This is a genomic window from Bradyrhizobium sp. S3.7.6 (assembly GCF_054061875.1).
On the sequence record NZ_JBSSEQ010000001.1, the window covers coordinates 2,328,143 to 2,343,296 of the forward strand.

The following is a 15,154-nucleotide window of genomic DNA, read 5'->3' on the forward strand; positions in this document are numbered from 1 at the left end:
CGGCCGTGACTGTCCAGGCGCCCGCATCGACCTTCCGTCCCGCCCAGCGCATCAGTGCGATCGGCGTCTCCGAGATCCTCAAGATCGGCGCGGTCGCGCAGCGGCTGAAGCGCGAGGGGCGGCCGGTGATCGTGCTGGGCGCCGGCGAGCCTGACTTCGATACGCCTGATCATGCCAAGGATGCGGCCGAGCGCGCCATCCGCGCCGGCCAGACCAAATACACCATCCTCGACGGCACCGTGGAATTGAAGGCGGCCATCGCCGACAAATTCCGCCGTGAGAACGATCTCGTCTATGCCGCCGACGAGATCACCGCAGGCGCCGGCGCCAAGCAGGTGATCCACAACGCCTTCATGGCGACGCTCAGTTCCGGCGACGAGGTGATTCTCGCCGCGCCGTACTGGACCAGCTATGCCGACATGGTGCGGATCGCCGACGGCACGCCGGTCGACGTGCCCTGCCGCGAGGAGAACGGCTTTCGCCTCGACGCCGCCGATCTCGAACGCGCGATCACGCCGAAGACGCGCTGGCTGCTGCTGAACTCTCCGTCCAATCCGACCGGAGCCGCCTATTCGGCCGCGCAGCTTCGCCCGATCCTGGATGTGCTCAAGCGCCATCCGCATGTCTGGTTGATGGCGGACGATATCTACGAGCACCTGATTTATGACGGCATGCCGTTCGTGACCGCAGCGGCGCTCGAGCCGAGCCTGAAATCACGCACGCTGACCGTGAATGGTGTTTCCAAGGCCTACGCCATGACCGGCTGGCGCGTCGGCTATGGCGGCGGTCCGCGCGAATTGATCGCGGCGATGGCGGTGGTGCAGAGCCAGAGCACGACGAATCCGTCCTCGGTGAGCCAGGCCGCTGCGATCGCTGCGCTGACGGGGCCGCAAGGCATCCTGATCGAGCGCCGTGCCGCGTTCCAGCGCCGCCGAGACATCGTGGTCGATGCGCTCAATGCCATCGACGGCGTCACCTGCCGCCGGCCGGAAGGTGCGTTCTACACCTATGCCAGCTGTGCCGGCCTGATCGGCCGCCGTACGCCTGATGGTGCCACCATCGACAGCGACGCGGCGTTCTGCCGCTTCCTGCTGGAGAGGCATGACGTGGCCGTGGTGCCGGGCAGCTGTTTCGGCCTTGCACCTTATTTCCGCCTGTCCTACGCCACCTCGGAACAAAACTTGCGCGAGGCCGTGATGCGCATCGCCAAAGCCTGCAGGGAGCTGTCATGACCATTCGCAACACCCGCACCGGGGGCCAGATCCTTATCGATCAGCTCGTCGCCCAAGGCGTCGAGCGCGTCACCTGCGTGCCGGGCGAGAGCTACCTCGCGGCACTCGACGCGCTGCATGACAGCCCGATCGACGTCGTGATCTGCCGCGCCGAGGGTGGTGCTGCGATGATGGCCGAAGCCTATGGCAAGCTCACCGGCCGTCCCGGAATCTGCTTCGTCACCCGCGGCCCCGGCGCCACCAATGCCAGCCACGGCGTCCACATCGCGATGCAGGATTCGACGCCGATGATCCTGTTCGTCGGACAGGTCGACACCGGCATGCGCGAGCGCGAGGCGTTCCAGGAGCTCGACTACAAGGCGGTGTTCGGCACCATGGCGAAATGGGCCGTCGAGATCGATCGCCCCGATCGCATTCCGGAGCTGGTCGCGCGTGCCTTCCGCGTCGCCATGCAGGGCCGTCCGGGTCCCGTGGTGATCGCGCTGCCGGAGAACATGCTGACCGAGACCGCGGCCGTTGCCGACGCCATGCGCATCGAGCCGGCAGTGAGCTGGCCCGCGCCCGCTGACATCGAGCAGGTCAGTGCGATGCTGGCGAGTGCGAAGGCGCCGCTCGTCATCCTCGGCGGTTCGCGCTGGACCGATGAAGCGACCAAGAGCATCGCGCGCTTTGCCGAGCGGTTCGACCTGCCGGTTGCGACCTCGTTCCGCCGCGCCTCGCTGATCGACGCCGATCATTCGCATTATGCCGGCGATCTCGGCATCGGGCCGAGCCCGGGCCTGAAGGCGCGCATCGACAACGCCGACGTCATTCTCCTGATCGGCGGCCGCATGTCGGAGATGCCGTCCTCGTCCTACACACTGTTCGATATCCCGACGCCGAAGCAGAAGCTGATCCACGTGCATCCGGGCTCGGAAGAGCTCGGCCGCGTCTACCAGCCGGCGCTCGCGATCCAGGCGACGCCTGCCGCGTTCGCGGCCGCCGTCGAGACGCTGAAGCCCGCTGGCGCCGTTGCCTGGAAGGGCGAGGCCGCCAAGGCGCATGCCGATTACCTCGCCTGGACCGACAAGGCGCGTGAGCTGCCGGGCACATTCCAGTACGGCCAGGTCATGACCTGGCTGCGCGACCGCCTGCCGAAGGACGCGATCGTCTGCAACGGTGCCGGCAACTATGCCGGCTGGATCCATCGCCATCACCGTTTCCACAGCTTTGCCACCCAGCTCGCGCCGACGTCGGGCTCGATGGGATATGGCGTGCCGGCCGCGGTGCTTGCAAAGCGGCAATATCCGGATCGCGTCGTCGTCGCCTTTGCCGGTGATGGCTGCTTCCTGATGAACGGCCAGGAGTTCGCGACCGCCGTGCAGTACGACGCGCCGCTGGTGGTCATCGTCGTCGACAACTCGCAATATGGCACCATCCGTATGCACCAGGAGCGTGATTATCCCGGCCGCGTGGTCGGAACTCAGCTCAAGAACCCTGACTTTGCGATGTATGCGAAGGCATTCGGTGGCCATGGCGAGCGCGTCGAGCGCACCGAAGAGTTTGCGCCGGCGTTCGAGCGCGCGCTCGCTTCGGGCAAGCCGTCGATCCTCCACTGCATCATCGATCCGCGCGCGATCTCGGTCGGCAAGGATTTCGCGCCGGCGGTGAAGGCGTAGCCGATGTCGGAAGGCCGCCACGTCGCTATCATCGGAGCCGGCGCGGTCGGCGTGATCAGCGCCATCGAGGCGCTACGCGAGGGGCATCGCGTCACGCTGATCGACGCAGGCGAGCCCGGTGGCGAACAGGCGGCGAGCTACGGCAATGCCGGCTGGCTCTCCTCCCATTCGGTGATTCCGCCGGCCGAGCCGGGCCTCTGGAAGAAGGTGCCGGGTTATCTGATGGACCCGCTCGGCCCGCTCGCGATCCGCTGGTCTTACTTGCCGAAGGCGCTGCCCTGGCTGGTCAAGTATTTGCTCTCGGGCTGGACCGAGGCACGGGTCGAGAAGACGGCGTTTGCGCTGCGCGATCTGCTGAAGGACGCGCCGCTGCTGCACAAGAAGCTCGCGGAAGAAGCGGGCGTGCCCGAGTTGGTCGAGCGCAACGGCGTGATGCACGTATTCCCGTCGCGCGGCAATTTCGACAGCAATCTCGGCTGGCGCCTGCGCAAGAAGGTCGGCGTCGAATGGATGGAGCTGAACGCCGACGAGATGCGTCAGCGCGAGCCGGATCTGCATCCGCGCTACACCTTTGGCGTGGTGGTGGAGGAAGCCGGCCGCTGCCGCGATCCCGGCGCTTACGTTGCGGCGCTGGCCCAGCATGCGCTCGCGAGCGGTGCCAAGCTCGTTCATGCCAGGGCGACCGGTCTGAAGCTTTCAGGCAACAAGCTCGTTGCCGTTCTCACCGAGACCGGTGAGATTGCTTGCGATGCCGCGGTGGTCGCCGCCGGCGCGCGGTCAAAACAGCTCACCGCATCCCTCGGCGATCCCTTGCCGCTCGAAACCGAGCGCGGCTATCACGTCATGATCGAGAACCCGGAATCGGGTCCGCGCAGCTCGATGATGGCGTCCGACGTCAGCATGGTGGTGAACTGGACCGACAAGGGCCTGCGCGCCGCCGGCACGGTCGAGATCGCGGGCCTCGAGGCCGCGCCGAACTGGAAGCGCGCCGAAATCCTGCGCAACAACCTCTTCAGCATGTTCCCGAAACTGCCGAAGGATATTCCAGATTCGCGCATCAAAACCTGGTTCGGCCATCGGCCGAGCATGCCGGATGGGCTGCCCTGCATCGGCCATGCGCGTGCCTCGCGCGATATCGTCTACGCCTTCGGCCATGGCCATGTCGGCCTGGTCGGATCGGCCCGCACCGGCCGTCTCGTCGCCCAGCTCCTGAGCGGCAAGCAGCCGGAGATCCCGCTTGCGCCGTTCGCGCCCACTCGCTTCCTCTGAGAACGCAACATGACCTATCCAGCCAACTCGTCCTCTCGCATCGCCCGCGGCGGCAAGGCCATCTATGGCGCGCCGCTCGGCATTTTGATGCTGGAAGCGCGCTTTCCCCGCATTCCCGGCGACATGGGCAACGGCACGACCTGGCCGTTCCCCGTGCTCTATCGGGTGGTGAGCGGCGCGTCGCCGGAGAAGGTGGTGCTGAAGGGCGCCGCCGGCCTGCTGCCTGACTTCATCGATGCGGCGAAGGACCTGGTGCGGTTGGGCGCGGAAGCCATCACCACCAATTGCGGCTTCCTCTCGCTGTTTCAGAAGGAGATCGCGGCCGCCGTCGGCGTTCCCGTAGCGACCTCGTCGCTGATGCAGGTGCCGTGGGTGCAGGCGACCTTGCCGCCGGGCAAGCGCGTCGGCCTCGTCACGGTATCAGGCTCGACCTTGACGCCGGCCCATCTCGAAGGCGCCGGCGTGCCGCTCGATACGCCACTGGTCGGCACCGAGCACGGCAAGGAATTCTTTCGCGTCCTGATCAAGGCCGAGAAGGACGACATGGATGTGGCCCAGGCCGAGCGTGACGTGGTCGAGGCGGGCAAGGAGCTGGTCGCGAAAAATCCGGATGTCGGCGCCATCGTGCTCGAATGCACCAACATGCCGCCTTATGCGGCAGCTCTGCAGGCCGAAGTTGGACTGCCGGTCTACGACATCTATTCCATGATCACCTGGTTTCATGCTGGACTGCGCCCGCGCGCGTTTGCCTGAATCCGGCTGTCGCAAAGCTCTGCACAAGATGTGCTAGGCAGCTGTTTGGATTGCAATCGTCCATATAGCCCCGGTATATTGGGCTGTGTTCGGGCATGAATGCAGCTTATGAAGAGCAACGTGGAACTGGCTTCCGATAGTATCGTCGATCGCGTCTATGAACAGCTCAAGGCGATGGCCGTGAGCTATGAGTTCAAGCCGGGCGAACGGCTCAACGAGGGCGAACTGGCAAAGCGCCTCGGCGTTAGCCGCACGCCGCTGCGCGAAGCGCTCAACCGTCTCAACACCGAAGGCTTCCTGCGCTTCACGCCGGGCAAGGGCTTCTTCTGCCGCGAGCTCGACGCGCACGAGATCTTCGATCTCTACGAGCTGCGCAAGTCGATCGAGGTCGCCTCGATCCGCCTCGCCATCAAGCGTGCCAAGGACGAGGACATCGACGCGCTCCTGAAATTCCTCGAAGCCACCGGTCCCGATCCCGGCGAGCGTTCGTCGGTGGAGCTGGTCGAACTCGACGAGACCTTTCACGAGCGGTTGATGGGGATGTCGAACAACGCCGAGATGCTGCGCGTGCTGCGCAACGTCAACGCCCGCATCCGCTTCGTGCGCTGGATCGACATGGACCGCATCAACCGCTCCAACACCCAGGCCGAGCACCGCGCGGTCGTCGAAGGGTTGAAGGCGCGCGACGAGGAGGCCTGCGTCTCGGTGCTGGAGAAGCACATCGACCGCCGCCTCGACCGCATTACCTCCGCGATCAAGGAAGGCTACGCGCAGATCTACATGCCGGCTGCGGCGAGGTCTGCGGCGAATTGAGGTTCTTTCTTCCTTCTCCCCTTGTGGGAGAAGGTGGCGCGAAGCGCCGGATGAGGGGTATCTCTCCGCGCATATTGATGCATTGAATGCGCCGAGAGATACCCCTCACCCCAATGAGTTTGTGTCAACCTGTGGTGATGCCCTCTCCCGCAAGGGGAGAGGGCGCAGTCATGCGCATCGTGCTCTGGTCCCGCAGGCGACAACGGAAAAGGCAGCTATACAATTCCTCGATATCTGCTCGTGCCAGACGGTCAGAGCCGTCGCGCGGAATAATCGCTAGCGTCTGCCCGAATTTCACGGAGACCTCGCGGTGCACAGCCCTCAACCGAATCCTGAAACGCGCAGCAGCGACGACTGGCCGTCCGAGCTCTATCGTATCCTCAAAGCCGCCGACGTCAGGCAGATGTCCTACGTTCCCGATGCCGGCCACAGCCAGCTCATCCGCATGTTCTCGGCCGACCGCGACGTCACCACCAACGTGCTGACGACCGAGGAGGAGGGCATCGCCATCGCCGCCGGCGCCTGGCTCGGCGGTCAGCGCAGCGTGCTGCTGATGCAGTCGAGCGGCGTCGGCAATTGCATCAACATGCTGTCGCTGTCGGCGATCGGGCGCTTTCCGCTGCTGATGCTGGTGACGATGCGCGGTGAATGGGCCGAGTTCAATCCCTGGCAGGTGCCGATGAGCCGGGCGACGCAGCCCTCGCTGGAGGCGATCGGGCTGAAGGTGATGCGCGCGGAGACGGCGGAGGATCTGGTCGAGACGGTCGAATCGGCGGCATCGCTCGCCTACGAGTCCGACCAGCAGATCGCGGTTCTGATCGGGCAACGCCTGATCGGCAAGAAGAAGTGGTGATGCCGATGCAAGCTCAACTCGATCGTCGCGCCGCTGTCGCCGCGCTCCTGAAAGACCGCAAGGACACGCTGGTCGTCTCCGGTCTCGGCTCGCCCACCTATGACCTGCATTCCGTGGGGGATCACGACGGCAATTTTTATCTCTGGGGCGCGATGGGCGGCGCCGCGCTGATCGCGCTTGGGCTCGCGCAAGCCCAGCCGGGCAAGCGCGTCCTCGCCTTGACGGGCGATGGCGAGCAGTTGATGGGGCTCGGCGGCGTCGCCACCATCGGAGTGGCGCGCCCGCGCAACCTCGACATCGTCGTGATCGACAATCAGCATTTTGGCGAGACCGGCATGCAGGCGAGCCACACCGGCCGCGGCGTCGATCTCACGGCAATTGCCGCCGCCTGCGGCTTTGCCGCGACCGGAACCGTGCGGACGCTCGAGGAGGTGCAACACCTCGCAGCGCAGATCGCCGAGCCGGCCGATGGCCCGCGGCTTTTTGTCATCAAGGTTCTGGCGGAAAATCCGCCGCGCTCGCTGCCCTCGCGCGATGCCGTCTTTATCAAGAACCGGTTCCGTGCTCATCTCGGCTTTGCGGCGGCTTGAACCGGGGTCCTCTCCGGGATAGCTCGCTGCCCAAGCAGCTATCCTGGAGTGAGACCCATGAAACTATCCGGCAAAGTCGCCGTCATCACCGGCGCGGCGCGCGGCATTGGCAAGGCGTGCGCAAAACGGTTCCTCGACGACGGCGTCAAGGTCGTCATCTCGGACGTCGATACGGATGAGCTCGAGAAGACGGTCAACGAGCTGGGCAAGCCCAAGGAATTGTATGCCGTGCCATGTCACGTCGCGCGGCGTGCGGACGTTGATCGCGCGGTGGCGACCGCGGTCAGAGAATTCGGCCGGCTCGACATCATGGTCAACAATGCCGGCGTCGCCCGCAACCGCGACATCCTGGAGATTTCCGAAGAGGAATTCGACGAAATTATCGGCATCAACCTGAAGGGCGCGTTCTTCGGCGTGCAGGCTGCCGCGAAGCAGATGATTGCGCAGGGCGGTGGCGGGGTCATCATCAACATGTCCTCGGTGAACGCGCTGCTGGCGATCCCGACGCTTGCGACCTACGCCATCTCCAAGGGCGGCATGAAGCAGCTGACCTCGGTCGCCGCCGTCGCGCTCGCCCCGCACAACATCCGCGTCGTCGCGGTCGGGCCGGGCACGATTTTGACCGACATGGTGGCGTCGTCCATCTACACCTCGGAGGATGCCCGCAGGACCGTGATGTCACGCACGCCGGCAGGCCGCGGCGGTGAGCCGAGCGAGATTGCGTCGGTCGTGGCGTTCCTGGCGAGTGACGATGCGTCCTATATCACCGGGCAGACGATCTATCCGGATGGCGGGCGGTTGATCCTGAACTACACGGTGCCGGTGAAGGACAAGTAGGGCTTCAAGACTTCACCGCGCCCGACGTCATGCCGTCGATGAACTGACGCTGCAGCAGCACGAAGATCGCAACGATCGGCAGCACGATGGTGACGGCTGCGGCCAGCATCTCGCCCCAGTCGGTCGAATACTGGCCGGTCAGATTGTAGAAGCGCACGATCGCGGTGACGTTGCTGTCGTTCTGCAGGAACGTCACGGCGATGACGAACTCGTTCCAGGCGTTCAGCCCGACGATGATGGCGACCGTGAGCAGCCCGGGCCGCATCATCGGCAGGATCACGTACCAGAAGGTCTGCCACGGCTTTGCGCCGTCAACTTGGGCTGCTTCCTCGAGCGCGACGGGAATCGCGAGCGCGTAGGTGCGCAGGAGGAAAATCGCAAACGGCGAGAACATCGCCGTGTAGATCAGCGCCACCGCGGGGATCGAATTGACCAGCCCGAGCTTCGCGAAGATGAAGTAGAGCGGGTAAAGATAGAGCTGCACGGGCACGGTGATCGTGGCCATGAAGTAGAAGGTGATGAAGCGCCAGAATTTTCCCTTCTGCCGCGCCAGCACATAGGCGCAGGGCGTCGCGGTGACGCACACCATCAGAATGGTCAGAATCGCGACTTCGGCACTGTGAAGCAGGCTCGGGCCGAGTTGGGCGTTGCGCCAGGCGGAGGAAAAATTCTCCCAGTGCAACTGGGTCGGCAGCGCGAGCGGATTGCTGCCGATCTCGACCGTCGTCTTCAGTGCGTTCATCACGGCGAGCACGATCGGCAGCAGCGAGCTGAACGATGCGATGCCGATCAGCCCGAGGCTGAATGTCCTGCTCCAGCGATCCCCGATCATGTCGATTGCGCGTCGTCGGTGATCTGGAGCCAGAGATAGACGGCGGTGGCACACAGGCCGAACAGGCTCATGACGCAGGCGGCGGCTGCAGCCTGGCCGACGTCGCCTTCGAAGAAGGCGTGGCGGTAGGCAAATGTCGCGAGCACCTCGCTGCCATAGGCGGGGCCGCCGCGGGTGACGATGAAGATGAATTCGAAGACCTGGAACGACCAGATCACGGTCAGAATCAGCATCAAGGTCAGGGTCGGGCGGATGCCCGGGATCAGAACGTAGCGGAACAAAGCAAAGAAGCCGGCTCCGTCGAGCCGCGCGGCTTCGATCTGGTCGATGCTGATCTGCCGCATCGCCGACAGGAACACGACCGCGAGAAAGCCCCACCAGTGCCAGATGTCGACCGCGGCGACAGCATAGAGCGAGCGGTCGGGATCGGCGAGGGGATCGGAGATCGAAAAGCCGTGCTCGTTCAACCAGGCGACGACGCCGGTCGCGGGGCTGAAGATCATGCCCTGAAAGATGCGGCCCGTGACTGCGACGGCGATGATGCGCGGCAGGAAGATGATGGACTGGACCACGATGCGCGCCTTCGGCGCCATCAGCAGCGCCGCTGCCATCACGAGCGCGAGGCAGACCGGCACGGTCAGGAAGATCGCCGTCCAGATGAAGTTATTTGTCAGCGCCGACCAGAACACGGGATCGGCGAACATGTTCTGGAAGTTGGCCGGTCCCGCCCACGCCGGCTTTCCGACACCGTCCCACATGAAGAACGCCGCCGTGAATGTCAGCACGGCGGGAACCAGGATGATGCAGACGTTAATCAGGAGCGCTGGAAGCGCGAAGAGCCACATCGTGCGTCAGGCCGTCCGCGGCGGCAGCGGCGGCACCTTGCCTTCCTTTGCTTCCTGGCTGAAGAGCGTCTGCATCCGCGTGAGGTAAGCGTCCGGCGTGATCTTGTTGAGCCAGACCTGCTCGATGCCTTCGATCAGATAGGAGTTGGTGGCGCCGGGCCAGAACGTCCAGGTGGTGAAGCCGTACTGCCCCTTGCTGAACGCTTCGTGCAGATTCGCGATCGTCTTCTCGAATAGGGGATAGCCGATGCCCTGGAGCATGTCCGGCGGCAGGTCCTTCACCGGGAGTGCCCATTTGCCGGGCCAGTCGCGGTTCATGGTCTCGTAGAACTTGCGCGTCAGCATGAACTCGAACACTGCGGCTGCGCCTTCCGCATTCTGCGAGTTCTTGGCGATCGACAGCGTCGCGCCGCAGGCGAGATGGACCAGTGATCCCGTGAAGGCCGAGCCGAGGGTCGGCGTCGGCATGACGTCCATCACGGTATCGGGCTTCGACATGCCGTAGGATTTGGTGCCGAACGACCAGGTGCCGCTGAACGCCATCGCCGCCTTGGCGTTGACGACCTGGAGGAAGCTCTGCTCGATGGTCAGCGAGAAATAGTTCTTGCCGAAATAGCCCTTGTTGTACCACGCCTTTGACAGTTCGACCGCCTCGACGAACGGCGGCGCGGTCCAGGGCAGTTCGCCGGCAAGTGCCTTGCGCACGTTGTCGGGGCCAGCGACGTTGTTGAAGAACACCGTCATCAGCCACTCGTTCACGCCCTTCCAGTCGGCATTGCCGGCGCCGAAGGGGATGATGCCTTTGGCGAGCGCTGCGTCTGCGATCGCCTCCATCTCCTGCCGGTTGGTCGGCTGCTTCCAGCCGTTCTGCTTGAACAGCTCCTTGTTATAGAACAGGTGCATCGACTCGTAGTCGCGCGGCAGCGCGTAGAGCTTGCCGCCGTAGACGCTGGTGTTGAGCAGCGGCGCCAGGAAGCGATCCTTCCACTTGTACTTCTCGGCGAAATCGTCGAGCGGCAGCACCTGGCCGGCATTCGCGATCGCGGTGAGATAGGCGGGACCCGCTGTCTGCACGATGTCCGGGCCGTTACCGGCGACGAGTGCGACCTTCAGGAGGTTGTTGACGGCGGCGCCCTTCACCTCGAGCTGGAGCAGATATTTGTCCTGCGAGGCGTTGAACGCCTCGACCAAATCGTTGCGCAGCGCGGCCTGGCCGTCCGAATTCGCCTGGCCGAACCAGAACGTCACGACCTTGCGCCCGTCCTCGGCGCGAACGTCGCGCGGCAAGCTAACGGCAAGCGCGGCAGCGGGGATGGCGGCAACAAGCTGGCGTCGGGTCATGGTCATGGCGATGAACCTCGGTTTCCTCAGGTCATTGGCGGTGATTGTTGATTTTCCTTTAGTAATACGTATAACTAAGCCAAATGGCGACGTCAACAACGAGGACGAAGCGGGGGAAGGGGCGCGACAAGCAGGCGCCAGCCCGCCCCACGCAGAAGGATATCGCGCTCGCGGCCGGTGTTTCGCAGGCCGCGGTGTCGCTTGTCCTGAACAAGACGGAGACGCCGTCCGTTCCGCCTGCGACGCGCACGCGCATTCTTCAGGTCGCACAGGAGCTGGGTTACCAGCCGAACCATCCGGCGCGGATGCTGCGCAGCGCGCGGACCATGACGTTTGCCTGTGTCATTCCAGATATCACCAATCCGTTTTATCCAGGCCTCGTCCGGGGATTGCAGACGGTCGCGGCGCCGGCTGGCTATGACGTCCTGATCTTCGACACCGACGGGCGGCCGGAAGGCGAGGCGCGCGCCATCGACTGGCTCCTCCAGGGGCGCGCCGACGGCGTCGTCGCAACGTTCTTTCATCTGCGGGCGCCCCAGCTCGCCGTGCTCGCGCGTAAGGGCATCCCGCTGGTGCGGCTGGAGAGCCAGCACAAGCCGGACGGACCGCTCGCGATCGACAGCGTCTATATCGACAATGCCGAAGCGGCCGCGGAAATGACGCGGCTTCTGATCGCGCGCGGGCACCGGCGCATCGCGATGATCCAGGCCGAGTTCGGCCCGAGCCAGCGGCGCGCGCAGGGTTACGGCGCGGTGATGCGGGAAGCGGGACTTGCGCCAGATTTCATTACCGATAGCGCTTATTCCGAGGAATCCGGCGCGCGTGCGATGAAGCGGCTGCTCGAAAGAAAGGGCGATCGCCCGACCGCCGTGTTCGGCGCGAGCGACGTGCTGGCGCTCGGTGCGATGGAGGCGGCGCGTGCAGCCGGGCTCTCGATCCCCAGCGACATTGCAATCGCCGGCTTCGACGATATCCCGGTCGCAAAGCTGCTCGGGCTCACCACGGTGCGGCAACCGGAGTTCGATCTCGGCGCGCTTGCGGCAGAGACGCTGGTCAAGCGGTTGCAACCGGGCGGGCTCGCGGCGCCGGGCCGGAGCCATGAATTGAAATTCGAGATCATGAAGCGCTCGTCGGTCTGACCCGCGAGCCAAGCAATTGGATATGGGAGTGAACTCGTGACAGCTATTCCTCATGATTACGCGGAGCGGGTCTATGCCGGCGTGCTTGGCAAGCTCATCGGTGTCTACCTCGGCCGGCCCTTCGAGGGCTGGACCTATGAGCGCATCATGAAGGAGCTCGGGCCGATCAACTACTATGTCAACGAGCGTCGTGACGTCGCGTTGCGATCCCATCATCTCGTCGTTACCGACGACGACGTCTCTGGCACTTTTGCGTTTCCCCGCGCGCTTGCCGACAATGGCTATCCGAAGCGTCTCACCTCGAAGCAGATCGGGCAAGCCTGGCTGAACTACATCGTCGAGGAGCGCGCCATCCTGTGGTGGGGTGGCATCGGCAATTCCACCGAGCACACCGCCTATCTGCGGCTGAAGTCCGGTATCCCGGCGCCGCAGAGCGGCTCGATCGAGCTGAACGGCACGACCGTAGCCGAGCAGATCGGTGCGCAAATCTTCATCGACGGCTGGGCGATGGTGAGCCCGGGTAATCCGGAGCAGGCCGCTTATCTGGCCGAGCAGGCCGGGCGCGTGAGCCATGATGGTGAATCCGTGCATGCCGCAAGACTGCTCGCGGCGATGGAGGCGCTGGCCTTCGTCGAGCACGACGTGCAGAAGCTGATCGATGTCGGGCTCGGCTTCGTGCCGAAGGACGCGCTGATCCGGCGCGTCGTCAACGACGTCCGGGAATGGCACGCCGGCGACAACGGCAACGACTGGGAACGGACCCGTGCGCTGATCGCCGAACGTTACGGCTACGACAAATTCCTCGGCAATTGCCATGTCGTGCCCAACCACGCGTTGATCATCCTGGCGACGCTCTACGGCGGGAACAGCTTTCAGGAGGCGATGCGCATCGCAAACACGGCCGGCTGGGATACCGACTGCAACGCCGGCAATGTCGGCTGCCTGTTCGGCATCCGCACCGGACTTGCCGGCCTCGACGCCGGGCCGGACTTCCGCACCCCCATCGCCGACCGCATGTACATCTCGACGGCCGATGGTGGCGCTGCGATCTCCGACGCCGTGATCGAGACGCAGTCGCTGGTCGCGGCCGGGCTTGCGCTCGCCGGTGTGCCGGCGCTGGCGGTTGCCAAGGACGGCGCGCGCTTCAACTTCAACTTTCCGGGTAGCCTGCAGGGCTTCCACGTGAAGGGCGGCTCGCCCGCACGGCTCCATGAGGTCGAGCTCAGCAATGTCGCCGGCCACAGCCGCACTGGGGAGCGGAGTCTGGCGATCGACTTCCGCCGTCTGGCGCCCGGACGCGTGGCACGCGTTGCGAGCCCCACCTTCTTCGACAAGGAGGTGTTTACGATGCCGACCTACCAGCTTGTGGCCTGTCCGACGCTGTATTCGGGGCAACGGGTGGAGTGCCGGATTGAATCGGAAGCGGATAGCGGCACCGTGGCGGTGCGACTGTTTTCCAGCGTCTATGACGAGCACGACGAGCTGATCCAGATCTACGGCGATGCGCAGGAACTGACCGGCGGCTGTCACGCCGTGCTGAGCTGGGAGGTGCCGGAGACCCATGCCTATCCGATCTTCGAGATCGGGGTGGAGATCGAAACGCGCGATCCGCTCGGCGTCGATGGCACGCTCTATCTCGACTATCTGACCTGGGGTGGCGCGCCTGACACCGTGCTGAAGCGGCCGGACAACAATCTGAGCACGATGTGGAAGCACGCCTGGGTCAACAATGTCAGCCAGTTCCAGACCCGCTGGGAGGGCCTGCGCGTTACCAATGGCGACGGGCTCGGCTTCATCGCGCAAGGTACGCGCGACTGGAAGGATTATCGCGTAACGTCCGAGATCATGCCGCTGCTGGCGAACGCCTGGGGCCTCGCGGCGCGGGTGCAGGGACGCGAGCGCTATTACGCGCTGATGTTCGACCGTGCCGAGGGCGGCCGCGTCCGTTTGGTCAAGCGCGTGCATGACGAACTCGTGCTCGCCAGCGAACGCTTCGACTGGCAGCTCGACCGGAGATATCGGATTGAGCTGCGCGTGGCCGGAAGCGACATCGAAGCCCATGTCGATGGTAAAAAACTCTTCAGCGTTCAGGACACGGGCGATCTCCCATTGACCAGCGGCGCCGTCGCGCTCGTCGTCGACAGCGGATCGATCTCCGCGGAGGAGGTGCGCGTGTCGCCGGCCTAACAGGCCTCACTCCGCCGCGATGGTCATCCCGTAGCCGAGCCGCTTCGAAATGCCGCCGGCGCAGTCGCGCAGGGCATGGGCGATCGGGCTGTCCCAGCGCGCATCAAACGTGCCTTCCGGCCCCATCGCGGTGATGACCAGTGCGACATGGCCGGAATGGTCGAACACCGGCGCCGAGAATGCATTGACGCCGGGCAGGGGATCGCCGAGCGCGCGGGCGAGGCCGTGCTTGCGAACCTCCGTGAGCATCTCGGCGACCTTCGCGCCCTTCACCGCCCGCTTCGGATTGTAGCCGACGCCATGACGGTCGAGGCCGCTTTCGAGCGCGGCGTTGATGGTCTTCTCCGGCAGGAACGCTGCAAAGGCGCGGCCGGTCGCGGTTTCGAGCAGCGCCATCACCGAACCGGCACGCATCACGATGTGAACGGGCTGACCGGGCTCCTCCAGCTGCACCACGGTCGGACCGTGCGTGCCCCAGACCGCGAGCGAGACGGCATGGCCGATCTGGCTCGCGAGGCCTGCGATCTTCGGACGCGCGATCCGCACGCCGGAGAGACGGCGCAGGCTGATCAGGCCGAGCTCCAGCGCCAGCGCGCCGATCTCGTAGCGGCCGGTAGTCTCGTCCTGCTCGATCAGCCCGATGCGGGAGAAGCTGGCGAGATAGGGATGCGCCTTGGCCGGCGTCATGCCGGCCTCGCGCGCGAGATCGCGCAGCATCATCGGTTCGCCGCATCTCGCGAGCGCGCGAAGCAATTCTCCGCCGACCTCGATCGACTGGATGCCGCGGCTTTCTCTCTTCATGCGT

The 15,154-nt window shown here is 64.9% G+C and carries 14 protein-coding genes; 10 read left to right on the top strand and 4 right to left on the bottom strand.

Annotation, left to right across the window (positions count from 1 at the left end; translation table 11 throughout):
- Positions 1-5 precede the first annotated feature (5 nt).
- The 8 genes from ACVJ5M_RS11085 to ACVJ5M_RS11120 all read left to right on the top strand — a co-directional run bounded on the left by ACVJ5M_RS11085 (position 6) and on the right by ACVJ5M_RS11120 (position 8,005).
- On the top strand, positions 6-1,232 hold the full coding sequence (locus ACVJ5M_RS11085) for a pyridoxal phosphate-dependent aminotransferase (RefSeq protein WP_231143321.1): 1,227 nt from the start codon (positions 6-8) through the stop codon (positions 1,230-1,232).
- The gene (locus ACVJ5M_RS11090) at positions 1,229-2,890 is read left to right on the top strand and encodes a thiamine pyrophosphate-binding protein (protein WP_231143320.1); all 1,662 of its coding nucleotides are present in this window, start codon (positions 1,229-1,231) and stop codon (positions 2,888-2,890) included. Before ACVJ5M_RS11085 ends, ACVJ5M_RS11090 begins: the two co-directional genes overlap by 4 nt.
- A gap of 3 nt (positions 2,891-2,893) precedes the next feature.
- Positions 2,894-4,159, top strand: coding sequence for an NAD(P)/FAD-dependent oxidoreductase (locus tag ACVJ5M_RS11095; protein WP_456679284.1), 1,266 nt, complete (start codon positions 2,894-2,896; stop codon positions 4,157-4,159).
- Between the two features lie 9 nt (positions 4,160-4,168).
- Positions 4,169-4,912 carry an aspartate/glutamate racemase family protein gene (locus ACVJ5M_RS11100; RefSeq protein ID WP_014492734.1) on the top strand — a complete coding sequence of 248 codons (744 nt, stop codon included), beginning with the start codon at positions 4,169-4,171 and terminating at the stop codon, positions 4,910-4,912.
- 108 nt (positions 4,913-5,020) lie between these two features.
- Positions 5,021-5,725 carry a GntR family transcriptional regulator gene (locus tag ACVJ5M_RS11105; protein ID WP_231143318.1) on the top strand — a complete coding sequence of 235 codons (705 nt, stop codon included), beginning with the start codon at positions 5,021-5,023 and terminating at the stop codon, positions 5,723-5,725.
- Between the two features lie 310 nt (positions 5,726-6,035).
- Positions 6,036-6,578, top strand: coding sequence for a thiamine pyrophosphate-binding protein (locus tag ACVJ5M_RS11110; protein WP_063981353.1), 543 nt, complete (start codon positions 6,036-6,038; stop codon positions 6,576-6,578).
- Positions 6,578-7,168, top strand: coding sequence for a thiamine pyrophosphate-dependent enzyme (locus ACVJ5M_RS11115; RefSeq protein ID WP_231143316.1), 591 nt, complete (start codon positions 6,578-6,580; stop codon positions 7,166-7,168). Before ACVJ5M_RS11110 ends, ACVJ5M_RS11115 begins: the two co-directional genes overlap by 1 nt.
- Positions 7,169-7,225: 57 nt before the next feature.
- A complete protein-coding gene (locus ACVJ5M_RS11120) occupies positions 7,226-8,005 on the top strand; it encodes an SDR family NAD(P)-dependent oxidoreductase (RefSeq protein WP_354097167.1) in 780 nt (259 codons plus the stop codon).
- Positions 8,006-8,009: 4 nt separating this feature from the next.
- Here ACVJ5M_RS11120 and ACVJ5M_RS11125 read toward each other — a convergent pair whose 3' ends face one another.
- Genes ACVJ5M_RS11125 through ACVJ5M_RS11135 form a run of 3 tightly spaced genes read right to left on the bottom strand, consistent with a single transcriptional unit; the run spans position 8,010 to position 11,029 of the window.
- Entirely contained in the window at positions 8,010-8,837 is an 828-nt protein-coding gene (locus ACVJ5M_RS11125) for a carbohydrate ABC transporter permease (RefSeq protein ID WP_081369148.1), read from the bottom strand.
- Positions 8,834-9,682 carry a carbohydrate ABC transporter permease gene (locus tag ACVJ5M_RS11130; protein WP_456679285.1) on the bottom strand — a complete coding sequence of 283 codons (849 nt, stop codon included), beginning with the start codon at positions 9,680-9,682 and terminating at the stop codon, positions 8,834-8,836. The genes ACVJ5M_RS11125 and ACVJ5M_RS11130 overlap by 4 nt, the downstream gene beginning before the upstream one ends.
- A 6-nt stretch (positions 9,683-9,688) precedes the next feature.
- Positions 9,689-11,029 carry an ABC transporter substrate-binding protein gene (locus ACVJ5M_RS11135; RefSeq protein WP_063981357.1) on the bottom strand — a complete coding sequence of 447 codons (1,341 nt, stop codon included), beginning with the start codon at positions 11,027-11,029 and terminating at the stop codon, positions 9,689-9,691.
- Positions 11,030-11,106: 77 nt separating this feature from the next.
- On the opposite strand from ACVJ5M_RS11135, the gene ACVJ5M_RS11140 reads away from it, so the two are divergent.
- Positions 11,107-12,162: a LacI family DNA-binding transcriptional regulator gene (locus ACVJ5M_RS11140; protein WP_354097168.1), complete on the top strand. Its 1,056-nt coding sequence runs from the start codon at positions 11,107-11,109 to the stop codon at positions 12,160-12,162.
- Positions 12,163-12,198: 36 nt separating this feature from the next.
- The gene (locus ACVJ5M_RS11145; RefSeq protein WP_231143314.1) at positions 12,199-14,349 is read left to right on the top strand and encodes an ADP-ribosylglycohydrolase family protein; all 2,151 of its coding nucleotides are present in this window, start codon (positions 12,199-12,201) and stop codon (positions 14,347-14,349) included.
- Positions 14,350-14,355: 6 nt separating this feature from the next.
- Here the strand turns inward: ACVJ5M_RS11145 and ACVJ5M_RS11150 are convergent, their stop codons facing one another.
- Positions 14,356-15,150: an IclR family transcriptional regulator gene (locus ACVJ5M_RS11150; RefSeq protein ID WP_085405267.1), complete on the bottom strand. Its 795-nt coding sequence runs from the start codon at positions 15,148-15,150 to the stop codon at positions 14,356-14,358.
- Positions 15,151-15,154 lie beyond the last annotated feature (4 nt).

Excerpts from the sequence above, each read along its gene's own strand:
- ACVJ5M_RS11090 (WP_231143320.1), top strand. The coding sequence starts at position 1,229 with ATGACCATTCGCAACACCCGCACCGGGGGCCAGATCCTTATCGATCAG.
- ACVJ5M_RS11095 (WP_456679284.1), top strand. The coding sequence starts at position 2,894 with ATGTCGGAAGGCCGCCACGTCGCTATCATCGGAGCCGGCGCGGTCGGC.
- ACVJ5M_RS11100 (WP_014492734.1), top strand. The coding sequence starts at position 4,169 with ATGACCTATCCAGCCAACTCGTCCTCTCGCATCGCCCGCGGCGGCAAG.
- ACVJ5M_RS11105 (WP_231143318.1), top strand. The coding sequence starts at position 5,021 with ATGAAGAGCAACGTGGAACTGGCTTCCGATAGTATCGTCGATCGCGTC.
- ACVJ5M_RS11115 (WP_231143316.1), top strand. The coding sequence starts at position 6,578 with ATGCCGATGCAAGCTCAACTCGATCGTCGCGCCGCTGTCGCCGCGCTC.
- ACVJ5M_RS11120 (WP_354097167.1), top strand. The coding sequence starts at position 7,226 with ATGAAACTATCCGGCAAAGTCGCCGTCATCACCGGCGCGGCGCGCGGC.
- ACVJ5M_RS11125 (WP_081369148.1), bottom strand. The coding sequence starts at position 8,837 with ATGATCGGGGATCGCTGGAGCAGGACATTCAGCCTCGGGCTGATCGGC.
- ACVJ5M_RS11130 (WP_456679285.1), bottom strand. The coding sequence starts at position 9,682 with ATGTGGCTCTTCGCGCTTCCAGCGCTCCTGATTAACGTCTGCATCATC.
- ACVJ5M_RS11135 (WP_063981357.1), bottom strand. The coding sequence starts at position 11,029 with ATGACCATGACCCGACGCCAGCTTGTTGCCGCCATCCCCGCTGCCGCG.
- ACVJ5M_RS11140 (WP_354097168.1), top strand. The coding sequence starts at position 11,107 with ATGGCGACGTCAACAACGAGGACGAAGCGGGGGAAGGGGCGCGACAAG.
- ACVJ5M_RS11150 (WP_085405267.1), bottom strand. The coding sequence starts at position 15,150 with ATGAAGAGAGAAAGCCGCGGCATCCAGTCGATCGAGGTCGGCGGAGAA.